The 13,952-nt window shown below is 73.1% G+C and carries 12 protein-coding genes; 9 read left to right on the top strand and 3 right to left on the bottom strand.

Going from position 1 to position 13,952, the window contains the following annotated elements; all coding sequences use genetic code 11:
* Positions 1-79: 79 nt before the first annotated feature.
* Positions 80-1,045: a DUF5926 family protein gene (locus IE94_RS0126335; protein ID WP_030188941.1), complete on the top strand. Its 966-nt coding sequence runs from the start codon at positions 80-82 to the stop codon at positions 1,043-1,045.
* Between the two features lie 245 nt (positions 1,046-1,290).
* On the opposite strand, the gene IE94_RS0126340 is transcribed toward IE94_RS0126335, so the two are convergent.
* Both IE94_RS0126340 and IE94_RS0126345 read right to left on the bottom strand, forming a co-directional pair.
* The gene (locus IE94_RS0126340; RefSeq protein ID WP_245235319.1) at positions 1,291-2,088 is read right to left on the bottom strand and encodes a hypothetical protein; all 798 of its coding nucleotides are present in this window, start codon (positions 2,086-2,088) and stop codon (positions 1,291-1,293) included.
* Positions 2,089-2,142: 54 nt separating this feature from the next.
* Positions 2,143-2,808 carry a bifunctional DNA primase/polymerase gene (locus IE94_RS0126345; RefSeq protein WP_030188945.1) on the bottom strand — a complete coding sequence of 222 codons (666 nt, stop codon included), beginning with the start codon at positions 2,806-2,808 and terminating at the stop codon, positions 2,143-2,145.
* A 648-nt stretch (positions 2,809-3,456) separates the two neighbouring features.
* On the opposite strand from IE94_RS0126345, the gene IE94_RS0126350 reads away from it, so the two are divergent.
* Both IE94_RS0126350 and IE94_RS0126355 read left to right on the top strand, forming a co-directional pair.
* The gene (locus IE94_RS0126350; RefSeq protein WP_030188947.1) at positions 3,457-4,890 is read left to right on the top strand and encodes a PP2C family protein-serine/threonine phosphatase; all 1,434 of its coding nucleotides are present in this window, start codon (positions 3,457-3,459) and stop codon (positions 4,888-4,890) included.
* Between the two features lie 198 nt (positions 4,891-5,088).
* Positions 5,089-6,564, top strand: coding sequence for an aminopeptidase P family protein (locus IE94_RS0126355; protein ID WP_037923619.1), 1,476 nt, complete (start codon positions 5,089-5,091; stop codon positions 6,562-6,564).
* A 70-nt stretch (positions 6,565-6,634) separates the two neighbouring features.
* Here IE94_RS0126355 and IE94_RS0126360 read toward each other — a convergent pair whose 3' ends face one another.
* Complete coding sequence (locus tag IE94_RS0126360; protein WP_030188951.1) at positions 6,635-7,099, bottom strand: ATP-binding protein; 465 nt, start codon at positions 7,097-7,099, stop codon at positions 6,635-6,637.
* A 241-nt stretch (positions 7,100-7,340) separates the two neighbouring features.
* Between IE94_RS0126360 and IE94_RS0126365 the strand changes: the two genes are divergently transcribed.
* The 6 genes from IE94_RS0126365 to efeB all read left to right on the top strand — a co-directional run bounded on the left by IE94_RS0126365 (position 7,341) and on the right by efeB (position 13,895).
* Positions 7,341-8,189, top strand: coding sequence for a hypothetical protein (locus tag IE94_RS0126365; protein WP_030188954.1), 849 nt, complete (start codon positions 7,341-7,343; stop codon positions 8,187-8,189).
* Between the two features lie 129 nt (positions 8,190-8,318).
* Positions 8,319-9,080: a YcnI family copper-binding membrane protein gene (locus tag IE94_RS0126370; RefSeq protein WP_030188956.1), complete on the top strand. Its 762-nt coding sequence runs from the start codon at positions 8,319-8,321 to the stop codon at positions 9,078-9,080.
* A gap of 133 nt (positions 9,081-9,213) precedes the next feature.
* Positions 9,214-9,864: an SCO family protein gene (locus IE94_RS0126375; RefSeq protein WP_030188958.1), complete on the top strand. Its 651-nt coding sequence runs from the start codon at positions 9,214-9,216 to the stop codon at positions 9,862-9,864.
* 140 nt (positions 9,865-10,004) lie between these two features.
* Positions 10,005-10,487 (top strand): copper chaperone PCu(A)C, encoded by a 483-nt coding sequence (locus tag IE94_RS0126380; RefSeq protein WP_245235320.1) that lies wholly within the window; start codon positions 10,005-10,007, stop codon positions 10,485-10,487.
* 13 nt (positions 10,488-10,500) lie between these two features.
* Positions 10,501-12,519, top strand: coding sequence for a copper resistance CopC/CopD family protein (locus tag IE94_RS0126385; protein WP_030188963.1), 2,019 nt, complete (start codon positions 10,501-10,503; stop codon positions 12,517-12,519).
* Between the two features lie 8 nt (positions 12,520-12,527).
* Positions 12,528-13,895 (top strand): iron uptake transporter deferrochelatase/peroxidase subunit, encoded by a 1,368-nt coding sequence (efeB, locus tag IE94_RS0126390; protein WP_030188965.1) that lies wholly within the window; start codon positions 12,528-12,530, stop codon positions 13,893-13,895.
* Positions 13,896-13,952 lie beyond the last annotated feature (57 nt).

Consider the following 13,952-nt stretch of genomic DNA (forward strand, 5'->3'; position numbering starts at 1 on the left):
CACAGGGTCCCGACGGCGGGTGTGGGAGCGGCTAGGCTCGCGCCCGTACGAGTAGAGCCGTAACCGGGAGACACCCACGATGGCCAAGAAGCGACCCCAGACCAAGGCCAAGCGGCCCCAGCTCGACGATGCCGAGGTCCCGGTCGTCGGCGCCCGCGAGCCCTGCCCCTGCGGCAGTGGCCGCCGGTACAAGGCCTGTCACGGCCGGACCGCCGCGCAGGCCACGACCGCGCTGGTGCAGCGCCCGTTCGAGGGGCTGGCCGGCGAGTGCGACTGGGTGGCGCTGCGGGAGCTGGTGCCGGCGGCCACGGTCGAGCTGACCCTGCGGGACGGCCTGCCCGAGGGCGTCCCCTCCGTCACACTGGCCACGGTGCTGCCGATGGCCTGGCCGGCCCTGCGCCGCGACGACGGCTCGGTCCTGCTCGGCCTGCAGAACGACACGGCGTCGGGCGACATCAGCCGCGACCTCGCCGACACCCTCGCGCGGGCGCTGACCGCCGCCCCGGGCACCCCGGTGCAGGGGCGCCGCGCGCCGGCCGACGGGCCGCGGTTGCAGGACCTGCTCGCGCCCGAGGGCGCGTTCGAGCCGGAGGTGCACTCGGGCTTCGAGTTCTGGGTGCCGGACCCGGAGAACGCCACGCCGGACGTCACCGCCTCCCTGGAGCGGGCCAACGCCGCGGCCATCCCGACCGTCCGGCTGGAGGGCGTGGACGCCGCCTACTGGTGCGAGACGCCGGACAAGAACCACCTGCGCTGGGTCATGCCGCACGACGAGGAGCGGCTTCTGGACGCTCTTGCCCGGCTGCACGCCGCGGGCCGGTCGTCCCTCGGCGAGGGCACGCGCCTCGTCGGCTCCTTCCGTGCCCACGGGCTCACCGTGCCGGTGTGGGACCTGCCGAGCGAGGTCACCGCGCAGGACGTCGAGAAGCCGGCCGCGGAGTTCGCCGAGCGGCTCGCCGAGGCCCTGGCCACGGACGCTCCGCTCACGCACGAGGAGCGCCGGGCGCGCGGTGGCCTGACCAACCGGCAGGTGACCCTCAGCTGACGCACAGCCGCGCGGGCCGGCTCCGGCCGGCCCGCCGGTCAGCCGGGGCGGTGACTCGTGGACGGGTGACTGCGGTCACAACTCCTAGGAGCGGCAAGCCAGTCGGTGACCGGAAAACAAGAGATCGAATTTGCTAACCGCCGATCTCTTGTTACCGTTCCAGTAGCCCGGTTGCTGGTGCATCCCCCGTCGCCAGCAACCGGGTCTTTCCATGCGCCCGGTCGCGCACTCACCGCAGTCGCCGGTCAACTCCCCGTTCCCGCAGGCGATTTGCCGACGCCGCCCTCATCGGTCTCCGCCGTCTCCGCCTCCCCGGCGCTACCGCCGCTCCCGGTGCTCCCGGTGCTCCCACCGCTCCCGGCGCGCAGCAGCAACGGTCCGTACCCGGCCCGGCGGGCGAACTCCGCGACCGCCGTGTAGCCCGCCAGCCCGCCCCCGTGCGCGCCCTCGGTGTCGTCCGGCGGCGTCTCGCAGGTGCCCGGCGCGTCCTCGACGCCCACCGCACAGCTCGTCCGCACGCTGCGTCCGTCGGGTCCCATGAGGCTCAGTACGGACTCGAGCGGGCCGCCGGTGGCGTTGCGGTAGTAGGTCCGCGCCCAGGTCTCCGTCCCCCGGGCCAGGACACAGGTCTGTGCCTCGATGCCCGCGGGCGAGGTGAGTTCGGGGCCACAGCGTGCGGCCAGTGCGGGGCCGGGCGGCAGCGGCGAGCGGGCCGGCGCCACCGCGTCCGTGAGGCGGTCGGCCACCCCGGACCCGGACCCCGACCCGGAGCCGAGCCCGAACCGGTCCTCCGGCTCCGCCGCGGACGGGTACGCGGACGCCTTGCTGTCACCGTCCCGCGCGAGCAGCGGCACGGCCGTCGCGGCCCCGGCCTCCGCCTCGCCCGAGGGCCCCGCGGACGCCACCGCGAACGGCAGCACCACCGCGCACACCACGACCCCCGCGAGGCCGTACAGACGGATCCGCCGGCGGTCCGGCCCTCGGCGGCGCGACCCGGTGCTGCGTGGCCCGGCGGCGCGGTGCTCCCCTGCGTGAAGCGGCATGGTCGGACGATAACGACCGAGGGCGGACGCGGACTTCCGCGCGCGCCGACACCCCTACAACTCGGGCGCGCTCACACCCGTACGAGTGAGGGCATCGACCACCGCGTCCACCACGGCCTCCACGTCGGGCACCCAGGGCGAGGCGGAGCCGGGCAGCGGCGCCCGCTCCCAGCGGACCGCTCCGGCGCCGGTCTCGGACGGGGGCAGCGCGAGGTATCCGCCCTCGCCGTGGAAGCGCAGGGAGCCGGGGACGAAGTCCTTGGCGTAGAGCAGCTCGCCCAACTGCTCCATGGAGTACGGCCTGACCAGCAGCGCCCAGCGGGTGGGCGAGGCGACGACCGGGCCGAGCCGCAGCCCGGCGCGGTCGAGCGCGGCCAGGGCGTGGGCGGCCGGCAGGGCGGGCAGGGAGACGGCGCACGGGGCGCTGCCTCCGGTGGCCATGACGATCGACGCGGTCGGCCGGTTGGTCCACCACCAGCGCACCATGCGCGCGTCGGTGGTCGCCGCGAGGAGACCGGGGTCGAAGGGATGTGCGCCCGGCACCGTGCAGTCGGGGTCGGGGCAGCCGCAGCGCGACCGCGCCCGCGGATCCGCCGCCGCGCCCGGGAGTACGGGCCACTGCCATTGTGTCGCGTAGGTCAGGGCCGCGCCGATCAGCTCAGGCTGCCCGTCGTCGTGCTGGGACAGGAGCCTGCGTCGCCTTCCGAGGATCTCGCGCATGAGCGCTCGTTCCTTTCCGTTGCACGCCTGGCAACACCGTGGTCTCTTCACACCATGTGTCGATCACTTCGCTGTGCGTTGCTGGTGGCGCATCACACCCCTGCCGTGGGGACGTCCCCACGGGGCACGCCTCCGCCAAGGGCAAGGGAAACCCCTGTGGGTCGAACACTGACTGCGTCCATGACGGTTCCGGCCACTGCGTCTATCACAAGCATGGCGTGGCGCGGGGTGGCGAAGTCTGGCGTTTTACCGTCGCGCGTATTTCTCTCCGCCTCCGCCACGGGAGGATGGGGCACGGTCGTCGGTGGATAGGACGCCCGGGTCCGCCGCCAGGTTCCAGGTGGCCCCCAACCACCCCCGGCCTTCTCCGAGTACGTACCCATCACGACCGCTGTGACGCTCCGTGAAGCACCCCCAGTCGACCGCAACAAGGCATCCTCTGGGGCAGTTTCAAGCCAATTTCGCTTTTCCGCAAGAGGTCGGGAAGGAGGCGGCTCGCACCCCACGGACACCAGGAATCCCAGCAGGACAATGCTGGACATCCCCTTACGAGTGCGTGTACATGTGGAGACACTGCTGGCGGCGCAGAATGACATGGGGGTTTGCGATGCTTTTGAGCAGTATGCGCCGGTCGGAAGGCCGGACGCCATGAACGCCCCGCACCCTGCGAAAGTGGCCGGAATCGATTCAACGGTTCCGTCCCCCGCACACACTGTCGCGTCCGCCGCCCCGGGCACCTCCCCGGCGGCCGAACCCCCCACGCCGGAGCCCGCGGCCGTCACCGACGACTCGGGCACCCCCTGTGCCCCCGGGGCCCTGCTCCAGGACCGGCTCGCCGGCTGGGTCTCGGACCTCACGACCCTGCACGAACTGACCGAACGCCTGGTCCGCACGGACACCCTCGCCGACGGCCTCCAGGAAGTGCTGCACGCCGGAGCCGCCCTGGTCGGCGCCCGGCGCGGGCTCGTCGTGCTGGAACCGGCCGACGGACTCGGTCCCGGCACCACCGTCGGCCTCGGCCTCGCCCGCGCCGACCTCGGCCACCTCGAGACCGTGCCCCGCAGTTCCCTGCCGTACGGGCGGATCCTGGACGGGCTCACGGTCGCCGAGGACGGCATCGCCGAACCCGACCTGCTCGCCGAAAAGGCCCTCGACCCCCGCCACCGCGAGGTCGCCGCCCGCCTCGGCTACGCCGCCAGCTACACGCTCCCCCTGTCCGCCGAGGGCACCGGGCGCCTCGGCGCCGCCGTCTGGCTCTACGACGAACCCGCCGAACCGGCCGAACGGCAGCGCCATCTCGCCGGCCTGTACGTCCGGTACGCCAGCCCGCACCTGGCACGCCTCCTGGAGGTCGAACGCACCCGCGCGTCCATGGCGACGATGGCCGAGGAACTGCTGCCCTCCCGCCTGCCGCGGGTGCCCGGTGTGCAGCTCGCCGTCCGGCACCGCACCGGCCCTACCGGCGGCGGCGACTGGTACGACGCCCTGCCGCTGCCGGACGCCGCCCTCGGCCTCGCCGTCGGATCCGTCACCGGGTCGGGGCCCAGCGCGGTCGCCGCGATGGGACGGCTGCGCGCCTCGCTGCGGGCGTACGCCGTGATGGAGGGCGAGGACCCGGTCGCCGTCCTGTCCGACCTGGAACTGCTGCTGCGGCTCACCGAGCCCGCCCGCTCGGCCACCGCCCTGTTCGGCTACTGCGAGCCCGCGCTGCGCCGGATCACCCTGGCCGGCGCCGGGCACAGCCCGCCCCTGCTGATCGGCCAGCGGCGCACGGAGTTCGTCGAGACCTCCGTCTCCGCGCCGCTCGGCATGCTCGCCTGCTGGGAGGCTCCCAGCGTGGAGCTCCAGGCCGAACCGGGAGAGACGGTTCTGCTCTACACCGACGGACTGCTGCACCGCACCGGTGACCCGGCCGACCGCGCCTTCGCCCGGCTGCACGCGGCGGCGGCCGGCGTCCCCCGTGCCGCGCGGCAGGACCCGGACGCGGTCGTCGAGCACGTCCTGGGCACCTTGCTGCCCGACGGGAAGGCGGCGGCACACTCCGAGGAGGACGTCGTCCTGCTGGCGGTCAGGTTCGAGTAACGGCTCCGGGGCGGTCGGACAACGACTCCGAAGTGGTCGGACAACGACTCCGGAGTGTTCGGAAAGCGGACATGTACGCCCGGTCCGCACCGCATAACGGACGGTAGCGCCTCCGTGTAACAGGCCCTTCGGCCCTGGGCCCCCTTCCGTACGACCGTACGATGGGGGGTGGTCCAGTGCCGTACTAGGAGGATGACCGTGGCGGATGAGCTCACCCCGGAGATCTCGGAGAACCCGGAGACCCCGGACGAGTCCGAAGAGCCGATCAAGCAGCGCAAGAACGGCCTGTACCCGGGCGTGACCGACGAGCTGGCCGAGAACATGAAGTCCGGCTGGGCCGACACCGAGCTGCACGACCTGGAGCCGATCCCCCAGGCCGCCGAGACCGCCGCCCGCCGCGCCGCCCTGTCCGCCCGCTTCCCCGGCGAGCGTCTGGTGATCCCCGCGGGCAACCTCAAGACCCGCTCCAACGACACGGAGTACCCCTTCCGTGCCTCGGTCGAGTACACGTACCTGACCGGCAACCAGACCGAGGACGGCGTCCTGGTCCTGGAGCCCAGGGGGGACGGGCACACCGCGACGATCTACCTCCTGCCGCGCTCGGACCGGGAGAACGGCGAGTTCTGGCTGAGCGGGCAGGGCGAGCTGTGGGTCGGCCGCCGCCACTCCCTCACCGAGGCCGGGAAGCTGTACGGCATCCCCGCCTCCGACGTCCGCGAGCTGGCCGACAGCCTGCGCGAGGCCACCGGCCCGGTGCGCGTCGTGCGCGGTTACGACGCCGGTGTCGAGGCGGCCCTGACCGACAAGGTCACCGCCGAGCGCGACGAGGAACTGCGCGTCTTCCTCTCCGAGGCCCGCCTGGTCAAGGACGAGTTCGAGATCGGCGAGCTGCAGAAGGCCGTCGACTCCACCGTGCGCGGCTTCGAGGACGTCGTGAAGGTCCTCGACAAGGCCGAGGCGACCAGCGAGCGCTACATCGAGGGCACCTTCTTCCTCCGCGCCCGCGTCGAGGGCAACGACGTCGGCTACGGCTCCATCTGCGCCGCGGGGCCGCACGCCTGCACCCTGCACTGGGTTCGCAACGACGGCCCGGTCCGCTCCGGCGACCTGCTGCTGCTCGACGCGGGCGTGGAGACGCACACGTACTACACCGCCGACGTCACGCGCACGCTGCCGGTCAACGGCACGTACAGCGAGCTGCAGAAGAAGATCTACGACGCCGTGTACGACGCCCAGGAGGCCGGCATCGCGGCGGTGAAGCCGGGCGCCAAGTACCGCGACTTCCACGACGCCGCCCAGCGGGTGCTGGCCGAGCGGCTCGTCGAGTGGGGCCTGGTCGAGGGCCCCGTCGAGCGGGTGCTGGAGCTGGGCCTGCAGCGCCGCTGGACGCTGCACGGCACCGGTCACATGCTCGGCCTGGACGTCCACGACTGCGCCGCCGCGCGCGTGGAGTCCTACGTCGACGGCACGCTGGAGCCCGGCATGGTGCTCACCGTCGAGCCGGGTCTGTACTTCCAGGCCGACGACCTGACCGTCCCCGAGGAGTACCGGGGCATCGGCGTGCGCATCGAGGACGACATCCTCGTCACCGCCGAGGGCAACCGGAACCTGTCCGCCGGGCTGCCGCGCCGGTCGGACGAGGTCGAGGAGTGGATGGCCGCGCTGAAGGGCTGACCCCCACCCGCCGTACGACGGCCGGGCACCCGCGCGGGTGCCCGGCCGTCGGCCTGTTCGGGCCCTGCCGTCACACCGCCACCAGCGGGGCGTTCTCGCGCCACTTGAGGACCTTGTCGAAGCTCACGACGGCACCGGCCCGCCCCGGCGCACTGCCGATGTGGACGTGGTCGGCGAGCTCCCGGATGAGACACAGGCCGCGACCGCTCTCCGCCTCCGGGGACGCCGGGCGGACTGCCCCCTGCGGCCCGCCCGGAGCGGCGGCGGGAAATCCGGGACCGGTGTCGGCCACCTCGATACGGCAGCGCTCGCCGTCCAGATAGGCCGTGACGCGGTACGCCTCACCGGGGCGGCCGGACCCGTCGTCCCCGCCGTGCTCGACGGCGTTGGCGCAGGCCTCGCTGAGCGCGACGGAGAGGTCGAAGGAGATGTCGGGGTCGACGCCCGCGGTCTCCATGGTGCCGATCAGCAGACGGCGGGCCAGGGGCACGCTCGCAGCCTCGCGCCGCAAATGGAGTGACCACCAGATGCTCATGCTCCAGCCTCCCGGCCGCGGCTCGACATACCGATACGTATTGCCCCTCACACCCGGACGTAAGCGCGTCGCGCCCGTGACACCGCTCATCTGGCGGATGCGTCGCCCTCGTCGACCGGTGTATGCGGGACGACTCGTACCAGAGGGTGACCTTCCACCCTGTTCCTCGCCTTCCGGTTGTACGGCATCTTGTGGACCTGCCGTACGGCGGGCGGGCCGCGGGTGCGATGATGAGGCCGCCATGACTGCCCCCCACCCGCCAACGGCGCGCTCCGGGAACGACCTCCGGATCCTGCGGGCCGCGGTGTTCGCCGCGGTCTGCGTCGTGCTGGCCGCGGCGGGGCACGCCCTGGCCTCCTGTGCCACCGTTCCGCTCTGGTCGCTGGGCGCGGGATTCCTCGGGGCGGTCCTGGTCGCCGTGCCGCTCGCCGGTCGCCGGCGCTCGCTGCCCGCCATCGCGCTGCTGCTCACCTTCGGACAGACCGCGCTGCACGCCCTGTTCGGGCTGGGCCAGCACGGCACCGCCGCGGCCACGGCGCCCGGTACGGCCGTCGCGTCCGGCGGCGGGGCGGGTGCGCTGTCCGACGCTTCCCTTGTCCAGCAGGCCGCACGGCTGGTCTGCGGGACCACCGCGGCGGCGATCAGCCCGACCCAGGCCGAGCGGATCCTCACCGACGCCCGGATCGCGCCCGGCGTCCCGACCGGCGCGGCGCACCATTCCGCGGACGCCCTGTCCGCCGCCGGTACCTCCGCCTCGCTGCTGCCGTCTCTGCCGATGCTGCTCGGTCACGTCCTCGCGGCCCTGGCCACCGGCTGGCTGCTGCGGCGCGGGGACCTGGCCCTGGCCCGGCTCGTCGAACTGTCGGCGCACTCGGCCCAGTCCATGGCCGAGGCGGCGTTCGTACGCGCCCTGCGCGCGGCGCTGTTCCTCGTGCGCGCCCTGCACGCCGGGCTGGCCGGCGCCCCCGGTACGGGTCCGCGTCCGCCGCACCCGACGCTGTGGGTGCCGCCCCGGCCCCGTACCACCGCGCTCCAGCACACGGTCATCAGGCGCGGCCCGCCGAGTGACGCGTTCGCCCTCACCGCCTGACACGACGCGACCGCCGTCCCGCTGAGGGAGGGGCCGCCGTCGTGCGGCACGCGCGCGTGCGCGCATCCCTCCCGTCCTCGGCACCGGCTGCCCAGCACCGGTGTCCACACGAAGCGGAGTACTCCGTCCATGAAGGCTTCCCGTATCGCCGCCGCCGGCGCCGTCTCCGGCATCGCCGTGCTCGCCCTGTCCGCCCCCGCCTTCGCCCACGTCAGCGTGCAGCCGGAGGGCCCGGCCGCCAAGGGCGGCTACGCGGTCGTCGACTTCAAGGTCCCCAACGAGCGCGACAACGCCTCCACCACCAAGCTGGAGGTCAGCTTCCCGACCGACCACCCGCTGTCGTCCGTCATGCCGCAGCCGGTGCCGGGCTGGAAGGTCGACGTCACCAAGGCCAAGCCGGCCAAGCCGCTGGAGGCGCACGGCAAGCAGATCACCGAGGTCGTCACCAAGGTGACCTGGACCGCCGACGGCAAGGGCGTCGAGCCCGGCTACTTCCAGAAGTTCCCGGTCTCCATCGGCGCGCTGCCCGAGGACGCCGACCAGCTGGTGTTCAAGGCGATCCAGACGTACTCCAACAAGGAGGTCGTGCGCTGGATCGAGGTGCCGCAGGAGGGCCAGGAAGAGCCCGACACCCCGGCGCCCGTGCTCGCGCTGACCGCCGCGGAGGACGACGCCCACGGCGCGGCGGGCTCCTCGGACGCCAAGGCCGACGACACCGGGGCGGCGGCGCAGAACACCGCCGCCGAAACCTCCGCGTCGGACTCCGGCTCCGGTGACGGCAGCGACACCACCGCCCGGGTCCTCGGCATCGTCGGCATCGTCGTCGGCGCGGCGGGCGTCGGGTACGGCGTGCTGGCCGGTCGTCGGCGCGGTTCCGGCGCGTCGGCGTAACGACGCCGCGCCGGTGCGTCGGCAGCACCTCGCCGACGCATCATCTCGTCCGGTGCGCGCCGGACACCGTCCGTCGGTTTCCCCGACGGACCCCGGCGCGCACCGGAGCACCTCACATCTGGGACATTTTTCTATGCACAAGAAGACGTTCGCCCTGGCCGCCCTGCTCGCCGCCGCCTCCCTGACGCTGTCCGCCTGCGGCAGCGACGGTGACAGCGACAAGCCCGTGACCGTGGTCTCCGAGGACAACAGCCAGCAGGCTGCCACCGTCCTGGACAAGCCGTTCGAGAAGCCCGACCTGGTCCTCACCGACACCCGGGGCAAGAAGTACGACCTCCGCGAGCAGACCGCCGGCAAGCCCACGCTGATCTACTTCGGCTACACCCACTGCCCCGACGTCTGCCCGCTGACCATGAACAACGTCGCCGTGGCCAAGAAGCAGCTCTCCCAGGCCGAACAGGACAAGCTCCGCGTCGTGTTCGTCAGCACCGACCCGGAGCGCGACACCCCGGCCGCGCTCGGCAAGTGGCTCAAGGGCATCGACCCGCAGATCGTCGGCCTGACCGGCGAGTTCGACACCATCCAGGCCGGCGCCCGCACCCTCGGCATCTCCATCGACCCGCCGACCAAGGACAAGGACGGCAAGATCGTCTCGACCCACGGCACCCAGGTCGTCGCCTTCTCCCCGAAGTCCGACGCGGGCTACGTCCTCTACGGCGAGGACGCCACGGTCGACGACTACACCAAGGACCTCCCCAAGCTCATCAAGGGGGAGAACCCGTGAGGCGGTTCGCGGGAGGGCCGGTGAGGCGGTTCGCGGGAGGGCCGGTGAGGCGGTTCGCGGGAGGGCCGGTGAGGCGGTTCGCGGGAGGGCCGGTGAAGCGGTCCGCGGGAGGGCCGGTGAGGCGGTTCGCGGGAGGGCCGGTGAGGCGTTCCGCCCTCGCCGCCGTCGCGGTGATCGGCGCCCTGGCCCTCGCGGGCTGCGGCGGCTCGGACTCCGCGGCCTCCGGCGCCGAACTCTCGGTCGACGCCGCCTACATACCGCAGCCCGTCTCCGACTCGATGGCGGCCGGCTTCCTCACGATCACCAACGAGGGCGACACCGCGGACGAGCTGACCTCCGTCACCAGTGAGGCCGGCGAGATCACCGTGCACGAGACCGCCGGCGGGACCATGAAGGAGGTCGACCGCCTGGAGGTCCCCGCCCACGGTCAACTGGTGTTCAAGAGCGGCGGGAACCACCTGATGTTCGAGAAGCTGAAGCAGCAGCCGAAGCAGGGACAGTCCGTCACCGTCGCACTGCACTTCGCCCACTCCGCCCCCGTCACGGTCAAGCTGCCCGTGAAGGCGGCCACCTACCAGCCCACCACCGGACACTCCGGGCACTCCGAAGACTCCGGACACTGAGGGAGGGACCACCTTGACGCAGACCATCGCCCCGCGCGTGCGCACCCTGGTGCTGCTGCTCCTGGCCGCGGCATGCGCGCTGCTGGCCGCCGCCGGGCCGGCCGCCGCGCACGCCGCGCTCACCGGCAGCGATCCCCGGGAGGGGGCGGTGGTCGACAGGGCTCCGGCCCAGGTGTCGCTCACCTTCTCCGAGTCGGTTTCCATGGACGACGACTCGCTGCGCGTCCTCGACCCCAAGGGCAAACGCGTCGACGACGGCAAGCCGTCCGGCACGGGCGGCACGACGTACTCCGTGAAACTGCACGCCGGGCTGCCCGACGGCACCTACACGGTGACCTACCAGGTCGTCTCCGCCGACAGCCACCCGGTCGCCGGTGCCTACACCTTCTCCGTCGGAGCCCCCTCCGAGACCACGGTCACCGTCACCGGTCAGGGGGCGGGCGGCGGATTCGTCGGCGCCCTGTACGGCGTCGGACGGTACGTGTCGTACGCCGCCTTCGCCGTCCTGGTGGGCGGCGCCGCCTTCGTACTCGCCTGCTGGCCGCGCGGCTCCGGGGTGCGCGTCGTGCAGCGGGTCGTCGTCTCCGGCTGGCTCGCGCTGACCGCCGCCACGCTCCTGCTCCTCCTGCTGCGCGGCTCCTACACCGGTTCCGGGAAGGTCGCCGACGTCTTCGACCTGGGCCTGCTCGGCGAAGTGCTCCAGACCAAGTCCGGCGCCGCACTAATCTCCCGCCTGCTGTTGCTCGCTGCCGCGGCACTGTTCATCGCCGTGCTCTTCGGCGCGTACGACAAGCGGGAGGACGAGGAGAGGCGGGACCTCACCTTCGGGCTCGCGGTCGGCGGGAGCGTCGTGGCGGCGGGCCTCGCGGCGACCTGGGCGATGTCCGAGCACGCCTCCGTCGGCCTCCAGGCGGGCCTCGCCATGCCGGTCGACGTCGTCCACCTGCTCGCCGTCGCCACCTGGTTCGGCGGGCTGACCGCGCTGCTCGTCGCGCTGTACCGCGGCCCGTCGGACACACCGGTCCCCGCCCTCGCCGTGCGCCGGTTCTCGCGCATCGCCTTCGGCAGCGTGCTCGCGCTGGTGGTGACCGGCACCTACCAGTCCTGGCGTCAGCTCGGCTCCTGGACGGCCTTCACCGACACCCGGTACGGACAGCTGCTCCTGGTGAAGATCGGGCTCGTGGCGGTGCTCGTCGGCGTCGCCTTCTTCTCGCGCCGGTGGACGGCACAGCTGGCGGAGGCGGTGCCCGCTGCCGCCGGGGTCGCGCGGGGCGCGGCGAAGGCGTCCGGGAAGGCGTCCAAAATGGCGTCCGGGAAGACCGCCGTGAAGACGGGCTCCACGGCGGCGTCGAAGGCGGCCTCGAAGACGGGCTCGAAGACGGGCTCCACGACGGCCTCGAAGACGGCCTCCCCGGGGCAGGCGTCCGGCCCGGCGAAGGGCTCCGGGGGCTCCCAGCGAGCCGCCCAGCTCGCCCGGCAGCGCGCGGCCGTGGACGCCGCCCGGCAGAAGCGGCAGCGGGACGCCGACCCGAACCGCTTCGGACTGCGCCGCTCCGTGCTCGCGGAGGCGGGTGTCGCCGTCGTGCTGCTCGTGGTGACCACCGTGCTGACGCAGACCGAGCCGGGTCGCACCGAGGAGGAGGCCAAGGCCGCCGGCACGTCCTCCTCCGTGGGCTCCGCGCCCTCCACCGGCGCGGTGACGCTGGACATGCCCTTCGACACCGGCAGCCAGAACGGCAAGGGCGTCCTGCGGGTCGAACTCGACCCCGCCCGGGTCGGCGCCAACGACCTGCACCTCTACGTCGAGCGCCCGGACGGGACCGCCTTCGACATCCCCGAGGTGAAGGTGGCCCTCACCCTCAAGGCGAAGGACATCGGCCCCCTGCCCGTCGCCCCCGACCACATCACCACCGGCCACTGGTCGGCGAGCGGAGTGCAGATACCGATGGCCGGCGACTGGGAAGTCGCCGTCACCGTGCGCACCTCCGACATCGACCAGGTCACCCTCTCCAAGAACGCGCAGATCGGCTGAACCGCACCATGGCTGACCAGTCCATCCCGGAGGCCCGCAACCACGGGGCGACCCGCGGGGAGCCCGGTGGCACCACCGGGCCAACCGGGCCAACCGGGCCACTCGGCTCGGAGAACACCGAGAGCACCACCGCCGTCGAGGGCATCTCCCGACGGCGCCTGCTCGGCACCGCCGGTGCCACGGGGCTCGTCCTCGGTGCGGCGGGCGCCGCCGCGGGCTACGCCGCCGCGCCCTCCTCCGCCGCCACTCCCCTCACCTCGCTCGGCAGCGAGCGGGCGATGTTTCACGGGAAACATCAGCCCGGCATCACCACCCCCTTGCAGGCCCGCGGCCACCTCGTCGCGTTCGACCTCGCGGCCGGTGCCGGCCGCAGGGAGGCCGCCGCGCTGCTGCGGCGCTGGTCCGACACGGCCCGGCGGCTGATGGCGGGCGAGCCGGCCGGAACCGGTGACACGGGTGTGGCCCGGGACGCGGGGCCCTCCTCGCTGACCGTCACCTTCGGATTCGGGCACAGTTTCTTCGCCCGGACCGGCCTCGACGCCCAGCGCCCGGTCGCCCTCGATCCGCTCCCCGACTTCTCCTCCGACCACCTCGACAAGAACCGCAGCAACGGCGACCTGTGGGTGCAGATCGGCGCCGACGACGCCCTGGTGGCCTTCCACGCCCTGCGCGCGATCCAGCGGGACGCCGGGACGGCCGCCCGTATCCGCTGGCAGATGAACGGCTTCAACCGTTCGCCCGGCGCCACCGCCCACCCCATGACCACGCGCAACCTCATGGGCCAGGTCGACGGCACCCGCAATCCGAAGCCCGCCGAGGCCGACTTCGCCGAGCGGATCTTCGTGCCGGAGGAACCCGAGTCCGGGAAGGGCGCTCCGGCCTGGATGGCGAACGGCTCCTACGTCGTCGTACGCCGCATCCGCATGCTGCTCGACGACTGGGAGGGCCTGTCCCTCAAGGCCCAGGAGGACGTCATCGGGCGCCGCAAGTCCGACGGGGCACCGCTGTCCGGAGGGAGCGACGCCACCGAGACGACGGAGATGGACCTGGAGAAGACCGACGGCTCCGGAAAACTCGTCGTCCCGATCAACGCCCACGCCCGCATCACCCGGCCCGACCAGAACGGCGGCGCGGCCATGGTCCGTCGGCCCTTCTCGTACCACGACGGTTTCGACGCCGACGGGGTCCCGGATGCCGGGCTGCTCTTCATCTGCTGGCAGGCCGATCCGCTGCGCGGCTTCGTGCCCGTGCAGCGCAAGCTCGACCGGGGCGACGCGCTGTCCCGGTTCATCCGGCACGAGGCGAGCGGCCTGTTCGCGGTCCCGGGCGGCGCGGCCGAGGGAGAGTACGTGGGGCAGCGGCTGCTGGAGGGGTGAAACCGGCGACATCGCACACCTGTGAGGGGCTTGGACGCGACGCGTGGGCCGCGCGTC

It is taken from the genome of Streptomyces violaceorubidus, assembly GCF_000717995.1.
Lineage (GTDB): Bacteria > Actinomycetota > Actinomycetes > Streptomycetales > Streptomycetaceae > Streptomyces > Streptomyces violaceorubidus.

Excerpts from the sequence above, each read along its gene's own strand:
- IE94_RS0126360 (WP_030188951.1), bottom strand. The coding sequence starts at position 7,099 with ATGAGCATCTGGTGGTCACTCCATTTGCGGCGCGAGGCTGCGAGCGTG.
- efeB (WP_030188965.1), top strand. The coding sequence starts at position 12,528 with ATGGCTGACCAGTCCATCCCGGAGGCCCGCAACCACGGGGCGACCCGC.
- IE94_RS0126375 (WP_030188958.1), top strand. The coding sequence starts at position 9,214 with ATGCACAAGAAGACGTTCGCCCTGGCCGCCCTGCTCGCCGCCGCCTCC.
- IE94_RS0126345 (WP_030188945.1), bottom strand. The coding sequence starts at position 2,808 with ATGCGCGAGATCCTCGGAAGGCGACGCAGGCTCCTGTCCCAGCACGAC.
- IE94_RS0126340 (WP_245235319.1), bottom strand. The coding sequence starts at position 2,088 with ATGCCGCTTCACGCAGGGGAGCACCGCGCCGCCGGGCCACGCAGCACC.
- IE94_RS0126335 (WP_030188941.1), top strand. The coding sequence starts at position 80 with ATGGCCAAGAAGCGACCCCAGACCAAGGCCAAGCGGCCCCAGCTCGAC.
- IE94_RS0126350 (WP_030188947.1), top strand. The coding sequence starts at position 3,457 with ATGAACGCCCCGCACCCTGCGAAAGTGGCCGGAATCGATTCAACGGTT.
- IE94_RS0126370 (WP_030188956.1), top strand. The coding sequence starts at position 8,319 with ATGAAGGCTTCCCGTATCGCCGCCGCCGGCGCCGTCTCCGGCATCGCC.
- IE94_RS0126365 (WP_030188954.1), top strand. The coding sequence starts at position 7,341 with ATGACTGCCCCCCACCCGCCAACGGCGCGCTCCGGGAACGACCTCCGG.